21 protein-coding genes are annotated in these 17004 nt (G+C 56.4%); 11 read left to right on the plus strand and 10 right to left on the minus strand.

The genetic code is table 11. From position 1 onward, the window contains the following. Positions 1 to 119: 119 nt before the first annotated feature. Positions 120 to 1922: a PHA/PHB synthase family protein gene (locus ACR0BF_RS12515; protein WP_480625018.1), complete on the minus strand. Its 1803-nt coding sequence runs from the start codon at positions 1920 to 1922 to the stop codon at positions 120 to 122. A 111-nt stretch (positions 1923 to 2033) separates the two neighbouring features. On the opposite strand from ACR0BF_RS12515, the gene phaZ reads away from it, so the two are divergent. After that, a complete protein-coding gene (gene phaZ, locus ACR0BF_RS12520) occupies positions 2034 to 3305 on the plus strand; it encodes a polyhydroxyalkanoate depolymerase (protein WP_480553820.1) in 1272 nt (423 codons plus the stop codon). A 5-nt stretch (positions 3306 to 3310) separates the two neighbouring features. Continuing rightward, complete coding sequence (locus ACR0BF_RS12525) at positions 3311 to 3898, plus strand: DUF6151 family protein (RefSeq protein WP_480625019.1); 588 nt, start codon at positions 3311 to 3313, stop codon at positions 3896 to 3898. On the opposite strand, the gene ACR0BF_RS12530 is transcribed toward ACR0BF_RS12525, so the two are convergent. The 4 genes from ACR0BF_RS12530 to ACR0BF_RS12545 all read right to left on the minus strand — a co-directional run bounded on the left by ACR0BF_RS12530 (position 3889) and on the right by ACR0BF_RS12545 (position 7086). After that, a complete protein-coding gene (locus ACR0BF_RS12530) occupies positions 3889 to 4605 on the minus strand; it encodes an alpha/beta fold hydrolase (RefSeq protein WP_480625020.1) in 717 nt (238 codons plus the stop codon). The two genes, ACR0BF_RS12525 and ACR0BF_RS12530, sit on opposite strands and share 10 nt — an antisense overlap. An 83-nt stretch (positions 4606 to 4688) precedes the next feature. Next, a complete protein-coding gene (locus ACR0BF_RS12535; protein ID WP_480625059.1) occupies positions 4689 to 5303 on the minus strand; it encodes a hypothetical protein in 615 nt (204 codons plus the stop codon). Positions 5304 to 5344: 41 nt separating this feature from the next. Further along, positions 5345 to 6337 carry an alpha/beta hydrolase gene (locus ACR0BF_RS12540; RefSeq protein ID WP_480625021.1) on the minus strand — a complete coding sequence of 331 codons (993 nt, stop codon included), beginning with the start codon at positions 6335 to 6337 and terminating at the stop codon, positions 5345 to 5347. Continuing rightward, the gene (locus tag ACR0BF_RS12545) at positions 6337 to 7086 is read right to left on the minus strand and encodes an alpha/beta fold hydrolase (RefSeq protein WP_480603152.1); all 750 of its coding nucleotides are present in this window, start codon (positions 7084 to 7086) and stop codon (positions 6337 to 6339) included. The genes ACR0BF_RS12540 and ACR0BF_RS12545 overlap by 1 nt, the downstream gene beginning before the upstream one ends. 194 nt (positions 7087 to 7280) lie before the next feature. Between ACR0BF_RS12545 and thrS the strand changes: the two genes are divergently transcribed. The 5 genes from thrS (at position 7281) to ACR0BF_RS12570 (ending at position 11966) form a co-directional block, all read left to right on the plus strand. Then, positions 7281 to 9239: a threonine--tRNA ligase gene (gene thrS, locus ACR0BF_RS12550; RefSeq protein WP_480603150.1), complete on the plus strand. Its 1959-nt coding sequence runs from the start codon at positions 7281 to 7283 to the stop codon at positions 9237 to 9239. Between the two features lie 221 nt (positions 9240 to 9460). Further along, positions 9461 to 9763 (plus strand): BufA1 family periplasmic bufferin-type metallophore, encoded by a 303-nt coding sequence (locus ACR0BF_RS12555; RefSeq protein ID WP_480625022.1) that lies wholly within the window; start codon positions 9461 to 9463, stop codon positions 9761 to 9763. A 72-nt stretch (positions 9764 to 9835) separates the two neighbouring features. Further along, positions 9836 to 10693 carry an MNIO family bufferin maturase gene (gene bufB, locus ACR0BF_RS12560; protein ID WP_480625023.1) on the plus strand — a complete coding sequence of 286 codons (858 nt, stop codon included), beginning with the start codon at positions 9836 to 9838 and terminating at the stop codon, positions 10691 to 10693. Beyond that, a complete protein-coding gene (locus tag ACR0BF_RS12565; RefSeq protein WP_480473461.1) occupies positions 10690 to 11451 on the plus strand; it encodes an HvfC/BufC family peptide modification chaperone in 762 nt (253 codons plus the stop codon). The genes bufB and ACR0BF_RS12565 overlap by 4 nt, the downstream gene beginning before the upstream one ends. Further along, on the plus strand, positions 11448 to 11966 hold the full coding sequence (locus tag ACR0BF_RS12570; protein WP_480473462.1) for a DoxX family protein: 519 nt from the start codon (positions 11448 to 11450) through the stop codon (positions 11964 to 11966). Before ACR0BF_RS12565 ends, ACR0BF_RS12570 begins: the two co-directional genes overlap by 4 nt. A 1-nt stretch (position 11967) precedes the next feature. Here the strand turns inward: ACR0BF_RS12570 and ACR0BF_RS12575 are convergent, their stop codons facing one another. Further along, positions 11968 to 12336, minus strand: coding sequence for a hypothetical protein (locus ACR0BF_RS12575; protein ID WP_480473463.1), 369 nt, complete (start codon positions 12334 to 12336; stop codon positions 11968 to 11970). A 41-nt stretch (positions 12337 to 12377) separates the two neighbouring features. After that, positions 12378 to 12695: an ArsC/Spx/MgsR family protein gene (locus ACR0BF_RS12580; RefSeq protein WP_480473464.1), complete on the minus strand. Its 318-nt coding sequence runs from the start codon at positions 12693 to 12695 to the stop codon at positions 12378 to 12380. A 215-nt stretch (positions 12696 to 12910) separates the two neighbouring features. Between ACR0BF_RS12580 and ACR0BF_RS12585 the strand changes: the two genes are divergently transcribed. After that, the gene (locus tag ACR0BF_RS12585; RefSeq protein WP_008758035.1) at positions 12911 to 13117 is read left to right on the plus strand and encodes a cold-shock protein; all 207 of its coding nucleotides are present in this window, start codon (positions 12911 to 12913) and stop codon (positions 13115 to 13117) included. Between the two features lie 84 nt (positions 13118 to 13201). On the opposite strand, the gene ACR0BF_RS12590 is transcribed toward ACR0BF_RS12585, so the two are convergent. Together ACR0BF_RS12590 and thyX are read right to left on the minus strand one after the other, a co-directional pair. Beyond that, a complete protein-coding gene (locus ACR0BF_RS12590; protein ID WP_480625024.1) occupies positions 13202 to 13414 on the minus strand; it encodes a hypothetical protein in 213 nt (70 codons plus the stop codon). Positions 13415 to 13563: 149 nt separating this feature from the next. Further along, complete coding sequence (thyX, locus tag ACR0BF_RS12595) at positions 13564 to 14472, minus strand: FAD-dependent thymidylate synthase (protein WP_480517585.1); 909 nt, start codon at positions 14470 to 14472, stop codon at positions 13564 to 13566. Positions 14473 to 14648: 176 nt separating this feature from the next. On the opposite strand from thyX, the gene ACR0BF_RS12600 reads away from it, so the two are divergent. From ACR0BF_RS12600 to ACR0BF_RS12610, 3 genes are read left to right on the plus strand one after another with little or no spacing between them, the layout of a single operon-like run. After that, on the plus strand, positions 14649 to 15077 hold the full coding sequence (locus ACR0BF_RS12600; protein WP_209503395.1) for a VOC family protein: 429 nt from the start codon (positions 14649 to 14651) through the stop codon (positions 15075 to 15077). Further along, complete coding sequence (locus ACR0BF_RS12605; RefSeq protein WP_480517587.1) at positions 15074 to 15775, plus strand: DUF1194 domain-containing protein; 702 nt, start codon at positions 15074 to 15076, stop codon at positions 15773 to 15775. The genes ACR0BF_RS12600 and ACR0BF_RS12605 overlap by 4 nt, the downstream gene beginning before the upstream one ends. After that, positions 15772 to 16485, plus strand: coding sequence for a DUF1194 domain-containing protein (locus ACR0BF_RS12610; protein ID WP_480473468.1), 714 nt, complete (start codon positions 15772 to 15774; stop codon positions 16483 to 16485). The genes ACR0BF_RS12605 and ACR0BF_RS12610 overlap by 4 nt, the downstream gene beginning before the upstream one ends. On the opposite strand, the gene ACR0BF_RS12615 is transcribed toward ACR0BF_RS12610, so the two are convergent. Continuing rightward, positions 16486 to 16983, minus strand: a complete 498-nt coding sequence (locus ACR0BF_RS12615) for a MarR family winged helix-turn-helix transcriptional regulator (RefSeq protein ID WP_480625025.1) — start codon at positions 16981 to 16983, stop codon at positions 16486 to 16488. It abuts the gene before it with no gap. Between the last annotated feature and the right edge of the window lie 21 nt (positions 16984 to 17004).

A 17004-nucleotide genomic window follows, 5' to 3' on the forward strand; every position in this document is an offset into this window, starting at 1 on the left:
TTTAGCCAGTCCGGGCCCACCCCGGGTTTCATCAGCTTGAGGACAATATGATTGCTGCAGCGCAGCATTGCAAGTTTTTTCTTGCTGCGCTGCAGAAAAAATCAAGTTTCAGAATGAAATCAGGCGTTTGGTTTTGCCACTACATACGTTCCGGGTGCAGCTCCCAGGCTCGGGTGCTTCGAATCGCCAGGTTCACGGGCCGGTACCTGCTTGCCCGACCGTTTCTTAAGCCAGGCATCCCACATGGGCCACCATGACCCTTCATGAAAATCGGCTTCCTTTAACCAGGTGGCGGCGTCTGTTTTCAAATCCGGGTTGGTGTAATGCCCATACTTTTTCTTGCTGGGCGGGTTCACGATGCCCGCAATATGACCCGACTCGGAAACCACGAAAGTTTTTGATCTCGAGCCCATCTTTTGCACACCGCGATAGCAGTCTTTCCACGCCGCGATATGATCGGTTTCGCATGTGATGGCCATCAGGGGCACATCAACGTCACCGAGCTTCAGCTTATGCCCCAGTACCTCAAAGCCATCGGTCGCGAATTCATTGCGCTGGCATAGCCCACGCAAGTACTCCACCGCCATTTTCGCAGGCAGGTTGGCTCCGTCACCGTTCCAGTACAGCAAATCAAAGGCCGGGGGCACTTCCCCCATCATGTAACTTCGAATGGCCGGGCCATAGATAAGGTCACGTGATCTCAGGAATGACATTGTGCGCGCCATGATCCACGACCGCAGAACACCTTCCTTTTTCACTTCTTCTTCGATTCCGTCGATAAAATCGTTTTGAAGGAAAGGCGTGAACTCTCCCTGATCGGAAAAATCCGTCAATGCGGTGAACAGGGTCGCCGATTTGACCGACTTGTCTCCTCGCTGTTTCAGCAGAGACAGCGTCAGGCTCAGGGTGGTACCTGCAATGCAATACCCCACCGCGTTGACCTGTTTGACCTTGCAAATCTTCTTGGCCGCCTCGATCGCGGTCAGGAAACCGTCCTGAATGTAGTCTTCCATGCCGGTTTCGGCATAGCTTTCGTCCGGATTGACCCAGCTCACTACAAACAGGGTATATCCCTGCTCGGTGATCCATTTGATCATGCTGTTCTGGGCTTTCAGGTCCAGAATATAGAACTTGTTGATCCAGGGCGGGAACAGGACAATCGGTGTCTCATATACAGTTTCGGTCGCCGGCTTGTACTGGATCAGTTCCATCATCCGGTTACGATAAACCACCTCCCCCGGCGTCGTCGCCAGGTTACCGCCGACCTCAAAGGCACTCTCATCTGCCAGTTTGACGACCAGCTCGCCATTGTTGGCCTCAAGATCTGACACAAGGTTTTCCAACCCCTTGATCAGTGACTGGCCCTCGGTTTCGACCGCTTTTTGTAATGCATCCGGATTGGTCGCCAGGAAGTTTGTCGGCGCCATCATATCGACGATTTGCTGCGAGAAATATTGCAGCCGCCTTTTGTCCTTGGCATCCAGATCGTCCACGGACGCAACAGCCTGCGCGATCGCTTGCGCATTGGTCTGGTATTGCTGGCGGATCAGTCGGAAATAGGGATTGGTCTCCCAAAGGGGGTTCGAAAATCGCTTGTCTTCTGTTTTGGGGGCTTCGCCTTCCGCGTCAGACGCAGTCAGCGCTTTCTGCGCCTCGGCAAAGTTCAGCACTGACTTGCCCCAGAATTCTATCTGCTGTTCCAGTAGTTTGGCGGGATTTTGCCAAGCCTCCGCCCAGTAGGCACTTGCTGCTCGTGCGAAAAGCTCTTGATTCGGGCCGTCCAGCGCGGGTGTGTGCGGCCGTTTTACAGCCATGACCTCAATCAGGCGCTTGGACAGCTTCTCGACCTTTTCCATATTTTCTTTAAGGCGTTCAATATGTTCTTCGGATACGTCTGGCATGTGGTCTTCACTAGTTGTCATTTTAACAATTCCCCCCTAACCTCGCTGCTATGCAGAATAACGTCGTGGGTGCTGGGGGGCAAAGCGACGAATGGTCCGAACTCTCAGGCTGACACTCAGGAGGCCCCATTTATGCGCTACATGATGACCTACGACCTGATGGAAACTGCGCGAAACACCAACCAGTGGCTTGGTGCAACCGCCAGCGCGATGGCGTCTTATCCGATGTTTTCCATGGTGCCGAACCCCGCATTCAACTGGATGGCCGCCTGGGGTGAAGTGACCGAGCGTACGTTCCAGCGGATGGTTGCAAAGCCCGATTGGGGTATTCGCACGTTCACCTGCGAAGATGGCAAGGATCATCTGGTTGAAATCACGACCGTTCTGGAACGCCCTTTTGGTGATCTGGTACATTTCCGCATCAATGGCCGAAAAGAACAACCGCGCAAAGTGCTGTTGGTTGCCCCGATGTCCGGTCACTATGCAACGTTGCTGCGGTCGACAGTCAAAAGCCTTCTGGTCAATTGCGAAGTCTACATCACCGATTGGCATAATGCGCGCGATATCCCTGTGTCTGCAGGTAAATTCGATGTCGAAGACTACACGCTCTACCTTGTAGATTTTATGAAAGAGCTTGGACCGGACACCCATGTTGTTGCCGTTTGCCAGCCTGCGCCTCTGACCTTGGCCGCAACGGCATACCTGGCCGAGATTGAACCCAAAGCTCAACCAAGCACCCTGACGCTAATAGGTGGCCCCGTCGACCCGGACGCAACGCCGACCGATGTGACAGACTTCGGTCGTCGCGTCACCATGGGCCAGTTGGAAGAAACAATGATCCAGCGTGTTGGCTTCAAGTACAAGGGCGTTGGACGTATGGTCTATCCGGGTCTGCTGCAATTGGCCTCGTTCATGTCCATGAACGCAGATCGTCACTCCAAAGCGTTTTCCGACCAGATCCAGCGCGTCATGCGGGACGAGGCCTCGGACCAGGATGCCCATAACCGTTTCTATGACGAATACCTGGCCGTGATGGACATGACAGCCGAGTTCTATCTTTCGACGGTCGAGCGGGTCTTCAAAAATCGAGAGATTGCGAGAAACGAGTTCGTGGTCGCGGGTCACAAGGTGGACATCAGTAAGATTACCGATGTTGCGGTGAAGACTGTCGAAGGTGCAAATGATGACATCTCCGCACCCGGCCAGTGTATTGCCGCGCTGGATTTGTGCACCGGCCTGCCGGACAGCAAAAAGGCAAGCCACGTCGAACCCGGTGCCGGTCATTATGGTATCTTCGCAGGCCGCAGCTGGCGCGACAACATTCGCCCTCTTGTGATTGATTTCATGAACGAAAACGCGCGAAAACCAAACCGTCGCGCGGCCAACTCCAACAAGGTAGCCTAACCGACATGAGCGGGTCAGCGCAAAATGGCCTCGCCTTTTCCTGTCTATGCGGCAACTTGCAGGGACGTATTTCAACCCGCGGTGTTAGGCAAGGCACACATGTTGAGTGTTTCTGCAATGATTGCCGAGCCGCTCAACTGTATTTCAAGCAACCGGACCCCGCACCCGGACCTGTCGGGATTTTTCAGATCGCACCGGATGAGATCGAAATCAGCACAGGAAGTCAGTATCTTGCGGCGATGCAACTCAGCCCCAAGGGCATGCTGCGTTGGTACGCCAGTTGCTGTAACGCACCTTTGGCGGCAACGCCCAAAACCGCGAAACTCCCGTTTGCTGGCGTTATCGTCGGCCGGGTTGCGGGTGGTGCTTCGGCGCTAGGACCCGTCACGACACGCGGGTTTGTTCCCCAACCAAACGGAAAGCAAAAGCACGAAAATCCCGGCCCCGCCATTTTTGGCCTGTTGCGCAGGGCCGTCGGATCGCGCCTGTCCGGGCGATGGAAGAACACACCGTTTTTCGATCGAGAAACCGGTAAACCCGTGGTGACGCCAACTGTCATTTCAAAGACCGAACGCGCGATGCTTTACCAGTAATCAAACCGTTGCTGGGCGTCCAACCAGGTTTGCAGTGCCTCATTGACGATGTCGGGCGTCTCGAGGGTCGGCAAGTGACCGGACTTTTCAATAACCAGCAGTTCCGCTCCGGGAATGAGTTCTGCCATGAAAGAATGCTGTTTGACCGGCGTCAAAGTGTCATGCGCACCACACAGAACCAACGTGGGCACCTTGATGCGACGCAACGCGGCCTGTTGATCCGGGCGGCGTTGCAGGGCACGCATCTGACGCACGAAAGTTTCAGCACCCAAATCCTGCGCCATTGCCAGCAAACCGTTCAGGATGGGAATACGCTGCGGGCCCGGTGCCAGCGCGTCGGAACTTACAAGTTTCCGCATGACCTCCTCCAACCGGCCACCTTGCGCGCCAATGATCAGGTCTTCGCGACTGGCCGCCATTTGAGGCGTGTCCGCCTGCGCATCAGTTGCCATCAGGCACAGGCGCGACACACGTTCCGGTGCTCGGCGGATCAGCTCTAACGCCACCACACCACCCATGCTTAATCCAGCCAGTGCAAACCGATGTGGAAGCTGGTCCAGCAGACCCGAGGCGATCTCTTCGATACGCTCACCTGCTGAGAGCGGCGCAACGGTTACGGGTCGCGTCTGCGAAAACACCTCGATCTGAGGGCGATACAGTCGGGCATCGCACATCAGTCCAGGTAGCAGTACCAGCGGCTCGATCACGCGGGGCCTCCATACGCTCGGTTTCCCGAGCCCTTGGGTTTGCAGTCAGGTTGAGAGTTTATCACATTCAAACAAGCGGAACGTCACGGATAGGCGATTGCCCGAAAAGCTGGAAAGTCCGCATAGCGGGACCGTCGTGAAGCGGCACTTTCCTCGGGCTCAGCGCCGGGTTTCAGCAGGCATCCGCGTGGCGCAATATAGCTGTCAATCCGGCGCTGCGGTTTAGGGCGCCACACCAAATTGAAAGCGCAGAGTTTCGGAAAGAACCAGATCTCGGAATAATCCAGGTGATCATGCATCCACCATGCCAGATCGCGCCAATCCCGGCCCTGCGCATACTGATCCGCGAACCAGGGGACAACAACAGACGCCCCGGCAATCCGCTCGTCCCCGGCTCCACGATCCCAGATGTGGCACTCCAACGGGTAATCATTCCGGGCACAGTTCAGTCTGTTTTCATTGCCAAACCTGTTCAGCGACGGCGAGCGATAGCCCGAGCGCACGGCGATCCTGCCAAAGGTCTCTTCCAGCGGGTCCAGCAGAGTTTCACAGAACGCACGTCCTGTCTCGATAGCCAGATCCGGATAGTCTGGAATGTTCTGTTTTTGGTGAAAGTTCCCGATCTCGGAATAGAGGAAATCGCGCATGAAGAAATACCGGGACAGACGAACGCGCCCTAAGGTCTCAAGGCTCCACATACTGCCCGGCTTACGCATCTTACCGCGACCCGAGGCCGCCATCATTCCACCCCCAGCCCTTTTAACCAATCCAGGATACCGGCCACAGCCGCGTCGGTCTGCCCTGGCGACATCAGGCGACCGGCAATAACATGAGATGACGGATCATCCTCGGCACCAATTGTCACCAGTTTGACGGATGCTGGCGCACCCCACGCTTCGGCGACCTCGTGTGTGCGGCCAGGGCGCACCACCTGATCGTTGTCCGAGAACCAGAACAGCACGGGCACAAGGGCGTTCGAGAAATCCAGCGCAAATACTTTCTCGACCAGAACGGACATCGGCACGACCGACTCCCATGGATAGATAGTAGACCAATATTTGTTCTTTTCCGGGTCCGGCCCCGATACATCGCGTTCGTCCCCCATCAGGACCGGTAACCAATCCCTCGCCCATGGCAAAGTGGGAATCCATGCCGCGGCCGTGTTGACCCCGAAATTCGGAGAGACAAAGACCATGCCGACAACATCTTCGCTGAGGCTGGCATCCAAAGCGGCGGCGGCTGCAAGCGTCGCACCGGTCGACGTTGAGATCACGATCACCTTGTCCCCAACAGCACGCGCGGCCGCCAATGCCTCGGCGGTGTCCTGCATCCAGCCCGAGGCAGTGCCTTCCGCCATGGCTGATCCGCTTCGCCCATGACCTTGCAGGCGTGTGTAAACCAGATTGGCCCCCAGCGCGTCTGCCACAAGGTCCGGCACTGGCCGGATTTCCTCGGAACTTGCTGAAAAGCCATGGATGTAAAGAACGGAATACGGGGTGCGCCGTTCGTTAAAGCCATCCTGCCAGATCACTCGTTTTTCGACACCCGGAACGATATCGTCAAACGCGGCTTCGGTGCTTTCGAAATAAACCTGTACGCCCTCACCAAACTTGCGCGGATCAAAGCTTGGGCTCAGGTTCACCTCTTCGCGCGGGCCAAACCAGTAGATAAGGCCGCCGATGACAATCAACGCAAGGAACAAGCGCCCCAGAAGCCATCCCAAACGCCGCATCACGCGTCTCCCAACACATCCAGAACCGCCGCCTCGATCAAGCCAAGACATGCATCATCCGAGAACCTGTGATCGGCATCCTTGACCAAAAGAAGCTGCATGTCCGGCCCTGTTGCGTGGTCCAGCAACCGAACGGCCGTTTCAGTCGAAACGGCCGTATCCGCTGTTCCCTGTAGGAAACGAACCTTGAACGGCAGGTTCAACGTGTCGCGCAGTACAAGGCGCTGCCGCCCATCTTCGATCATCCGTTTGGTGACGAAGTAAGGTTCCATGTAATCGGACGGCAACTCGACATGCCCGACAGTTTCCAGGGCGGCTTTCTGGTCATCGGTGAAGGATGCCCAATAGCCATCTTCCGTGAAATCCGGCGCGGCGGCGATCGTGACCATACCTGCAATCCGGTCCGGCAGGGCCTTGGCCAGCAAAAGCGCCTGCCACCCCCCCATGGACGAGCCGACAGCGATCAGCGGCCCCTTGGTCAAGGCATCGACCGCAGCGACAGTATCCTCATGCCAATCCCCAATGCAGCCATCCTTGAACGCGCCAGAGCTTTCGCCATGACCGGAATAATCAAACCGCAAAAAGGCCCGCCCCCGCGCCTGCGCCCAAGCTTCCAGATGGACTGCCTTGGTGCCTTCCATATCCGACATAAGCCCACCCAGAAAAACCAGGGTCGGCCCTGAGCCTTCGGTTTTGTGATAGGCCAGTTTTCGCCCTTGTGCTGTTTCCAGAAAATCCGTCGCCGCCATGAAACCCTCTTACGCTTTGGGGAACATCATGCACGGCAGCCCATTGGTCGCAATTCCCGAATTCGGGGTGTCGTGGCGTCAGTGACCGTACCCTGCGACCCTTGACAGGAATTGCTGCACCTGCCACATCAGCCAGACGCAAATAACCCGCAACCGGGCGTTCAGTGGGCGCCAAACCGACGAGGAGAGCCGACATGGCCCTGGATTCAAAATCCGTCTCTCTCACTTTCCCAGATGGCAATGCACGTTCCTATGACGCAGGGGTTACGCCTGCGCAGGTGGCTGCCGATATTTCAAGTTCGCTGGCCAAAAAGGCCATCTCAGCCACCGTTGACGGCCAACACTGGGACCTGCAATGGCCCATCGAAGCCGATGCACAGATTGCCATCCACACCATGAAGGATGACGCGCAGGCCAACGAACTGATCCGCCACGATCTGGCCCACATCATGGCCCGCGCCGTGCAGGAAATCTGGCCTGCGACCAAGGTCACCATCGGCCCCGTTATCGAAAACGGCTGGTATTATGACTTCGACCGGGAAGAACCGTTCACGCCCGAAGATCTTGGTCTCATCGAGAAAAAGATGAAAGAGATCATCAACAAGCGCGACCCTGTCACCACCGAGGTTTGGGACCGCGAGCGGGCCATCAAGTTCTACAAGGCCAATAACGAGCCCTACAAGGTTGAGCTGATCGAAGCCATTCCCGGGGATGAGCCGTTGCGCATGTACTGGCACGGCCACTGGCAGGATTTGTGCCGCGGTCCGCATCTGCAACATACCGGTCAGGTTCCCGGTGATGCGTTCAAGCTGATGTCCATCGCCGGTGCCTATTGGCGCGGCGACAGCAACCGCGCGATGCTGCAACGCATCTACGGCGTGGCCTTCACCGGCAAGGAAAAACTGAAAGACCACCTTCATATGCTGGAAGAGGCCGCAAAGCGCGACCACCGCAAACTAGGCCGAGAGATGGACCTGTTTCACATGCAGGAAGAAGCCCCCGGTCAGATTTTCTGGCACCCCAATGGCTGGACCATCTACACCCAGTTGCAGGACTACATGCGACGTCAGCAGCGCAAGGGTGGGTATGTCGAGGTAAACACGCCGCAGGTTGTTGACCGCAAACTGTGGGAACGATCAGGCCACTGGGACAAATATCAGGAAAACATGTTCATCGTCGAAGTCGACGAGGAACATGCCCGCGAAAAGGCCGTCAACGCGCTCAAACCGATGAACTGCCCCTGCCATGTCGAGATTTTCAAGCAAGGCCTGAAATCCTATCGCGACCTGCCGCTGCGCATGGCCGAGTTCGGATCGTGCAACCGGTACGAACCCTCTGGTGCATTGCATGGCATCATGCGGGTGCGCGGGTTCACGCAGGACGACGCCCATATCTTTTCAACCGAAGAACAGATCGAGGCGGAGACCGCCGAATTCATCCGTTTCCTCAGCGTGATCTACAAGGATCTGGGGTTCGAGGATTTTTCGGTGAAATTCTCTGACCGTCCCGAAACCCGCGCCGGGTCGGACGAGGTATGGGACAAGGCAGAAGCGGCACTTTTGTCCGCCACCCGTGCCGCCGGGATCGAACCGGAACTGAACCCGGGCGAAGGTGCATTCTATGGTCCGAAACTGGAATTCGTTCTGACGGACGCCATCGGGCGTGACTGGCAATGCGGCACCTTCCAGGTCGATTTCGTTCTGCCCGAACGGCTGGACGCCACCTATATCGGCGCCGACGGGGCCAAACACCGCCCCGTCATGTTGCATCGCGCCACGCTGGGATCCTTCGAACGCTTTATCGGTATCCTGATCGAGGAACACGCAGGCAAATTGCCGTTCTGGCTGGCCCCGCGTCAGGTCGTCGTCGCGTCCATCACGTCCGACGCGGACGACTATGTCGCCAAAGTGGTCGAAACCCTGCGCGCGGCAGGTGTGCGGGCCGAGGCTGACATCCGCAATGAAAAGATCAACTACAAGGTCCGTGAGCATTCGGTCGGCAAAGTACCTGTAATTCTGGCCGTCGGTCACCGCGAAGTTGACGAGCGCACCGTAAGCGTGCGGCGACTGGGTGAAAAACAGACTCAGGTACAACCGCTTGATGTTGTAACAAAAGAGCTGGCACGCGCCGCCACCCCGCCAGATCTGCTGTAACAAACAGCACCATATCCAAAAAAATCCGACCCCTCCTATGGGGTCGGATTGTAACATTTCACCCTTTCTTCATCAAAAACAGTGTATTACGCTGCAAGGGGGCAGGCCGCCCCATGACGCGCTTGTGAGACACGGGCTCGTGAATTCAACTCTGCCCACCAAGCCACTACCTTTGTCATTGTCACAAGCAGACATACCCAGTCATCAAGAGGATTACCGAGATGTCGAAAACAGCTAAATCCCTGGTTATCGCAACCGCAGTCGCAGCCGCCGTATCGGGTGCCGCAACCACAGCAAGCGCACAGGCAAAAGAAAAGTGCTACGGTGTATCGCTGGCCGGCCAGAACGACTGCGCCGCAGGTCCCGGAACCACATGCGCGGGCACCTCGACCGTTGATTATCAGGGCAACGCATGGACCCTGGTTAACGCAGGCACCTGCGCTGACATCGAATTGCCTGCGGAAGCAAACGGCACACCGCGCAAAGGTTCGCTGGAAGCGCTGGAACGCGACCTGCCGGCATAAGATTGGCCTGACGATTTCAAGGGGCGGGCACCATCGCCCGCCCTTTCCCTTTCGTGATCGAGGAACTGGCCCATGTTGGATGACACCCACCGGTCAAACCGCCTGCCTGCAGCGCCGGGCGTAGGTTACAAACCGCAACATTTTGCTCAGGTACTTGAACACGCACAGCCTGTTGCATGGCTGGAAATCCATGCCGAGAACTATATGGGCGACGGCGGGCGGCCCTTGGCGCAGCTGCGCCACCTCTCCGAAAAGTTCCCAATCTCGGTCCATGGCGTTGGCCTTTCCATTGGCGGTGAAGGCGCGCTGGACCCTGATCATCTGGCCCGGCTAAAACACCTGGTAGGCTGGCTGAACCCTGCAAGCTTTTCCGAACATTTGGCCTGGTCCACCCATGACAGCCATTTTTACAACGACCTGCTGCCCCTTCCCTTTACCGACGAAACTCTTGCGCGGGTTTGTGAACATATCGACCAGGTCCAGCACACGGTCGGGCGCCAGATGCTGCTGGAAAACCCGTCCAGCTATCTGGCCTTCGAGGAAAGCACCTGGTCCGAACCTGATTTCCTGAGGGAGATTGCCAGGCGCACCGGTTGCGGCTTGTTGCTGGACGTAAACAATGTCTTTGTCTCGGCCACCAATCTGGAATTCTCGCCGCAAAGTTATATTGACGCCTATCCGCTTGAAAAAGTGTCGGAAATCCACCTTGGCGGCCATGATGAGGATGAAGACGATCACGGTCATCCGCTGCTGATCGACAGTCACGGACGAGAAGTGGTCGACCCGGTGTGGACCCTGCTGGATTATGTGCTGGAGCGTTCGGGGCCAAAACCCATTCTGATCGAATGGGACACTGATGTGCCGGATTGGCCCGTTCTGCGAGATGAGGCCGTTCGCGCGAAATCCGCACTGGACCGGATACCGGTATGAGTGTTTCGCAATCTGAATTCCGCGCGGCCATGATGGATGCGTCAGCGCCCGTTCCCGGCGGATTGCTGGACGGTGGCGCGCGCCCCGCCGGTCGCCGGTTCAGCGTGTACCGCAACAATGTTGCGGTGTCGCTGACCGAGGCGATGCATCAGGCGTTTCCCGTGATTGCCAAATTGCTAGGGGCGCAGAACATGGATGGGCTGGCCGGGATTTTCCTGCGTCAACACCCGCCCTCCTCTCCTCTGATGATGTTTTATGGCGAGGCGTTTCCTGATTTTCTGGCCGGAATGCCCCAACTTGCCCATCTCGGATACCTGCCCGACGTGGCCCGGTTAGAGATTGCCTTGCGCAAGTCCTACCACGCCGCCGACAGCGAACCTGCGCCGGCAGACGTTTTAGCGGTCGAGCCCGAGCAGGTCATGCAGGCCCGGTTGCAGTTTGCACCGGCCATGCAGGTGATCCGCTCGGACTGGCCCATTCACGCTATCTGGCGCTTCAACATGGAAGCCGATGCCCCGAAACCAGATGCACGGGCCGAGGATGTGTTGATCACGCGCGCCGAGTTCGACCCGACACCCAATCCGCTTCCAGCGGGTGGTGCAGACTGGATCGCCTATATGCAGAACGGCGACACAATCGGCGGGGCATTTGAAAAAACGACTGCTGAACTGCCTGAATTTGATCTTGGAACCACTCTGGCACTGCTTCTGAAGGGTGGTGCAATAACCTCTGTGACTATCGAAAGGCCCAAGACATGACTGCTCTGATCTCAACCTACAATAACACCATGGGAAAACTGGACTTTGCGTCTGGCTGGTTGACCCCTACGCTGGCACGGCTGGTCTTTGTTGCGGTTCTTCTGGTCTATTACTGGAACTCGGCCATGCTGAAGATCGACGGATCGATCTTTTCGCCTTCGGCAGGTGCCTTTGGTCAGATTTTCCCCAAAGCGGCAGAAGCTGTTCTGTATGACGTGTCCCAAATGACGTTCTTCCAACGCATCGTCATCTTCATGGGAACGGTTGCCGAATTTGTGCTTCCGACGCTACTTCTGGTTGGACTATTCTCGCGTCTGGCGGCTTTGGGCATGATCGGTTTTATCTGGGTGCAGACCCTTGTCGACGTCACCGGACATGGCGTGAAACTGGGCAGCCTGTTCGACGCGGCCCCGTCCCTGATGGATCAGCGCACGATGTGGACCTTCCTGATGCTGGTGATCGTCGTCAACGGCGCAGGTCCGATCTCACTCGACCGGATCCTGCGCCTTAAGTAACTTAGAAATGTGCCTTGGGCTGGTCCGGTTTTCCCGCGGCCAGCCCAAGTACTCCGGCGACAGCAGCAAATGTGATCGGGAACATGGTGAAAACACCAAAGCCGAACGCGTAGTACATCGCGGCCGCCGACACCAGCAACAAGACCCCGGCAATCAACGCGCGCGCTGGCGCCATGGCCCCGCCCGCGATTGCCAAGAGGGGCGCGATAATCGAAATGGCTTGCACCAGATCAGGATTGTCGACCTGGCTTAGCATGCCTTCAATTTCACCGACATGGTCAACCACGACCACCTTCGCATAGCCGAAGAACCCGACGATCATGCCGATCAACCCGGCGATTACACCCAATAACATTGCGGCATTACGCATTGAAAATCCTCATTGTTGCTTTCAGGCAGATAGGCACTCGTTCAAGAAATGCCAAGCTGAGCACGGGTTTCAGCCGTCCAGCCCAACAACAGCCTGCCATCCGCTTCGATCAGTGGGCGTTTCATCAGGGCCGGATGCTCTCTCAAAAGCTCCAAAGGGGCCTTGGCACGCTGGGTTTCGTCCAATCCGCGCCATGTCGTCGATCTGGTATTAAGCAAGTCATTGCCGAACTCAGCAAAGGCCCGTGACAGCACCGAATCCGGCACACCGTCGCTGCGTACGTCAAAAAACTTGGCGTCTGGAAGTGATTTCAATGCCTTGCGACAGGTGTCACAGTTTTTCAATCCATAAAGCTGCATGTCTTTGACGCTCCTGCCCTTGCTTCCTTTTTAGGCAATCTTGCCCGTTTCTTGCGGTTATTCTTGATTTTTTACTTCACCGTGCAATGTTGAAAAAGGCGAAACGCACGAATTGGACTGTTCAGCATGCGCTACGCAGTTTTTTTGTGTGGTGACGCTGACCACAGCCCCCACCAATTTGTGGGACAATGCGTAAGTAGAAGGAGACACGGGACATGCCAACCGGCACCGTGAAATGGTTCAATACCACCAAAGGCTATGGATTTATTGCCCCTGACGAAGGGGGCAAAGATGTGTTTGTACATATCTCGGCCGTAGAACGGTCCGGCCTCACCGGACTCGCAGACAACCAAAAAGTTTCGTACGAGTTGCAGGACGGACGCGACGGCCGCCAAATGGCAGCTGATTTGAAACCACTGTAACGACTTCCCGCTAAACACGCGGTAGATCATTAAGGATGACGGCCAATTTCCGGCCGTTATCCATCCCCCACCGGTTTCGTTCCATTACCCTCGCGCGGGCTTGGCGTCGGCGTGGTTATTCCAGTTTTCGCCCGTAGCCACGATGCAAGATGTGCCTGTCGCGTAGGTGACAACCATTGTCCAGTCCCCGCGCTGACTTGCCCAGACTTCCATAACCTGTTCCGGCCCGCGAACACCCGATGCCACGCGCCGAACTGACTTTCCAGTTTCTGGTGCAGCCGGGGCGTCAGTTCGCACAGAACCTCAGCTATGGGGATTTGGCTCGCACAGGTAGGGCAAAACCAAAAACCAGACATAACAGAGCAAGGTTCAAAAAGCGGGCCATGGAACCAATGTAACAATTCCATGACGACACGTATAGACAAAAGCTATGCAGCTTGTCGGTTCTATCTGCGAATGATCGCCTCGAACTCACGCCATTCGCGCGCCGTCATCCCCGAGTTTTCCTGCGTGACCGCCTCTCCTGCCAGCATTCGTTGCAGGCTTTCGACCATCTGGGCAGACAGGTTTACCGCACCCAGCCGATAATCCTCGAACGCCTTATACGCAAACGGCACCCAATCAGCGACGATCTTGCACATCGCCTCGGCATAAACGCGGATTTCATACTGAGCATGTGGGTCGGCACGCAGGCGCAGGAAGTGGAACAGATTATGCAGGTCCACCTTCCAATACCACTGCGTATAAACGTTTGCGGGTAGGTTCATGCGGGCCAGTTCACGGGCAAGCCCCTGTTGCCCGTCCTGGCTGATCATGGACTCGTAGTTGTCATAGCACCGCGTGCTGTCCGCCTTGAGGGTTTCCAATACGCGCGCGGCCTCTTCACCTTCCAACGTTGCCCCGCGGCCCTGATTGTTTACTTCGGACTGTGCCGCCACATGTTCAGGGGCGGGAATATAAAACTCGCGATCCAGAATTGAATACCGTGCCGAGTATTCATTCACATTGGCGGTCCGGTGCCGGATCCACTGCCGCGCCACGAATACTGGCAATTTCACATGCAATTTGACTTCGCACATTTCGAAAGGCGTCGAATGCCAGTGCCGCATCAGATACCGGATCAACCCTTCATCATTCTGAACAGATTTGGTGCCTTTGCCGTATGAAACGCGCGCAGCCTGACAGATGGCGGCATCGTCCCCCATATAGTCGATCACGCGGACAAAGCCATGATCCAGAACCTGATGCGCTGTGTACAGGTGATCTTCCATTCCCGCCGAGACAACTCGACGCGTGGGATGCGATTGCGCGCGTTGCGCGTCGATCTCGGCCTGTTGATCAGGGGACAGCGGCATCGAATCTTCCTTTCTGGCAATGAGTCGCCTGCCACTATATATCGCCGATCCCGGCACAGGAACCGCGATATATGCCGCAGCGGACGCAAAAAACAAATTGCTGCCGAGGGCTCTATCGACACGTCGAGGAGGAGCGCTAAGCTCTTGGCAATGTGAGTCGAAAAAGGATGGCCGAAATGGCGTTGAAATATCTTCACACCATGGTCCGCGTGAAGGATCTTGAAAAATCCATGGCATTTTACGAGCTTCTGGGTCTGAAAGAAACACGTCGGTATGACAGTGAAGCCGGGCGATTTTCTCTGATCTTCATGGCCCCTCCGGGACAGGAAGACGCCCCGATCGAGCTGACGTACAATTGGGACGGTGATGACGAGTTGCCCGCCGACAGCCGTCACTTCGGCCATCTGGCCTACGGTGTCGACAATATCTACGAGGTTTGCCAACATCTTCAGAACAACGGTGTTACGATCAATCGCCCGCCAAGGGATGGTCGCATGGCTTTTGTTCGATCGCCCGACAATATCTCGGTTGAGCTTTTGCAGAATGGCGAAGCACTGGAACCAGCCGAACCCTGGGCCAGCATGGAGAGCAGTGGTCACTGGTGATCCGTTGGCTGATAGCGTTTGGGCTGGTCGTTCAGGCCAGCCCTGTCAAGGCCGAGCAATGCCGCTTGGCGCTGGCCTTGGCGATGGATATTTCCGTTTCAGTCGATGAGGCCGAAGATGTGTTACAGCGGCAGGGGTTAGCCGCCGCATTGATTGCGCCCGAAGTGCAAGAGGCCTTCTTTTCTTCACCTATGCCGGTTGCCCTGGCGGTATATGAGTGGAGTGGCCGCTCAACCCAAAATGTCGTCCTGAACTGGACAATGATCGATGATGTTGGTGATCTGCTGTTCGCATCCAGCCAGGTCAGCCAATCCGCCCGATCTGACAGCGGATCAGCAACAGCTATGGGCTATGCGTTGGCATACGGTGCAACCCTTATGGAGCAAGCGCCGCAATGCTTGTTTCAAACCATTGACCTGTCCGGCGATGGCACGAACAACGATGGCTATGGGCCGCAGATCGCCTATCGGCACTTTCCCTTTCAAAACACTGTCGTGAATGGGCTTGTGATCAACGCAGCCGATTTCGAGGGAGAGCTGTTCCTGATCCCTTTCTTCGAAAATAACGTCCTGCACGGGCCCGGCGCCTTTTTGGAAATTGCCACCGGGTTTGAAGATTTCGAGCGCGCCATGCGAAAGAAACTGAAACGGGAACTGAGCGGCTTGCAGATCGGTGCATTGCGGATTGAAGGCCCATGATACGTCGCGTGATCGTCTTACTGGCTTGCCTGATATCAGGACCTGCCTTTGGCGAATGCCGTCAGGCCCTTGCGCTGGGGCTGGATGTGTCGGGTTCGGTCGACAGCCGGGAATACAGGCTGCAACTGGACGGGCTGGCGGCGGCCCTGAGCCGCCCCGAAGTTGGCCAACTTATGTTGTCGGACGGCGCAACCGCCTTGCGTCTGGCGATCTTCGAATGGAGCGAGCGGGGACATGAACGGATGCTGCTGGAGTGGACAGAAGTACGGTCCCCCGCCGACCTGATCGCAATCAGTGATCGTTTGATCCGCACCTCGCGCAGCGCAGCGCCGCAGGGAACGGCGTTAGGGTCGGCCATGTTATTTGGCTCTTCCCTGCTTGATCAGCAAAGGGGGTGCTGGCGCCGTACGCTGGATTTGTCCGGTGATGGCAAACATAACCTCGGACCGCATCCACGTGATGTGAAAGCTAGTTTACGACATGACGGGATCACAATTAACGGGCTGGTGATCGGTGCCGACGATCCGAAAGAAGGTGATCGGAGATATGTTCAGGTCGGTGAACTATCAGCCTATTATTCAGCCTGGGTCATTTTGGGGCCAAACGCGTTCGTAGAAGTGGCGCTGGGCTTTGAGGCATATGAAGAGGCCATGACCCGCAAACTTCTTCGTGAGCTGGACAGCCTTGTTCTGTCTGACGCCCGCCACTGATCAATAGATATACCGTATCTGATCCGTCCAGTACCGTTCAACGCGACGCAGCGAACTGGTGATATCCTCAATACCGTCAAGCCCAAGCACCCCCCTGCCTTGCAGGCCTTCGGCGTGACGTGCAAACAGCTTGGACACGATATTGCGGATTTCTCTGCCCTGCGGCGTCAGGCGTACGCGAACTGAACGGCGATCAATCTCGCATCTTTGGTGGTGCATATAGCCCATCTCAACCAGTTTCTTGAGGTTATAGCTGACATTGCTGCCCTGATAGTATCCACGGCTTTTCAGTTCGCCTGCCGTGACTTCGTGATCACCGATATTGAACAGCAATAACGCCTGAACCGCATTGATTTCCAATATGCCGACACGCTCAAACTCGTCCTTGATGACATCCAGCAACAACCGGTGCAGACGCTCCACCAGGACCAGTGCCTCAAGATAGCTGGTTATGAAGCCCTTAGTCTCTGGTGTGGAGACCTGCATTTCCATACTCATCCGACCCTCCGATTCCGTCGC

This window comes from Ruegeria sp. AG7 (assembly GCF_056541545.1).

Excerpts from the sequence above, each read along its gene's own strand:
- ACR0BF_RS12610 (WP_480473468.1), top strand. The coding sequence starts at position 15,772 with ATGATACGTCGCGTGATCGTCTTACTGGCTTGCCTGATATCAGGACCT.
- ACR0BF_RS12525 (WP_480625019.1), top strand. The coding sequence starts at position 3,311 with ATGAGCGGGTCAGCGCAAAATGGCCTCGCCTTTTCCTGTCTATGCGGC.
- ACR0BF_RS12535 (WP_480625059.1), bottom strand. The coding sequence starts at position 5,303 with ATGTGGAGCCTTGAGACCTTAGGGCGCGTTCGTCTGTCCCGGTATTTC.
- ACR0BF_RS12580 (WP_480473464.1), bottom strand. The coding sequence starts at position 12,695 with ATGCAGCTTTATGGATTGAAAAACTGTGACACCTGTCGCAAGGCATTG.
- thyX (WP_480517585.1), bottom strand. The coding sequence starts at position 14,472 with ATGCCGCTGTCCCCTGATCAACAGGCCGAGATCGACGCGCAACGCGCG.
- ACR0BF_RS12565 (WP_480473461.1), top strand. The coding sequence starts at position 10,690 with ATGAGTGTTTCGCAATCTGAATTCCGCGCGGCCATGATGGATGCGTCA.
- ACR0BF_RS12600 (WP_209503395.1), top strand. The coding sequence starts at position 14,649 with ATGGCGTTGAAATATCTTCACACCATGGTCCGCGTGAAGGATCTTGAA.
- phaZ (WP_480553820.1), top strand. The coding sequence starts at position 2,034 with ATGCGCTACATGATGACCTACGACCTGATGGAAACTGCGCGAAACACC.
- ACR0BF_RS12515 (WP_480625018.1), bottom strand. The coding sequence starts at position 1,922 with ATGACAACTAGTGAAGACCACATGCCAGACGTATCCGAAGAACATATT.
- bufB (WP_480625023.1), top strand. The coding sequence starts at position 9,836 with ATGTTGGATGACACCCACCGGTCAAACCGCCTGCCTGCAGCGCCGGGC.
- ACR0BF_RS12555 (WP_480625022.1), top strand. The coding sequence starts at position 9,461 with ATGTCGAAAACAGCTAAATCCCTGGTTATCGCAACCGCAGTCGCAGCC.
- ACR0BF_RS12585 (WP_008758035.1), top strand. The coding sequence starts at position 12,911 with ATGCCAACCGGCACCGTGAAATGGTTCAATACCACCAAAGGCTATGGA.
- ACR0BF_RS12540 (WP_480625021.1), bottom strand. The coding sequence starts at position 6,337 with ATGCGGCGTTTGGGATGGCTTCTGGGGCGCTTGTTCCTTGCGTTGATT.
- ACR0BF_RS12575 (WP_480473463.1), bottom strand. The coding sequence starts at position 12,336 with ATGCGTAATGCCGCAATGTTATTGGGTGTAATCGCCGGGTTGATCGGC.
- ACR0BF_RS12545 (WP_480603152.1), bottom strand. The coding sequence starts at position 7,086 with ATGGCGGCGACGGATTTTCTGGAAACAGCACAAGGGCGAAAACTGGCC.
- ACR0BF_RS12615 (WP_480625025.1), bottom strand. The coding sequence starts at position 16,983 with ATGAGTATGGAAATGCAGGTCTCCACACCAGAGACTAAGGGCTTCATA.
- thrS (WP_480603150.1), top strand. The coding sequence starts at position 7,281 with ATGGCCCTGGATTCAAAATCCGTCTCTCTCACTTTCCCAGATGGCAAT.
- ACR0BF_RS12570 (WP_480473462.1), top strand. The coding sequence starts at position 11,448 with ATGACTGCTCTGATCTCAACCTACAATAACACCATGGGAAAACTGGAC.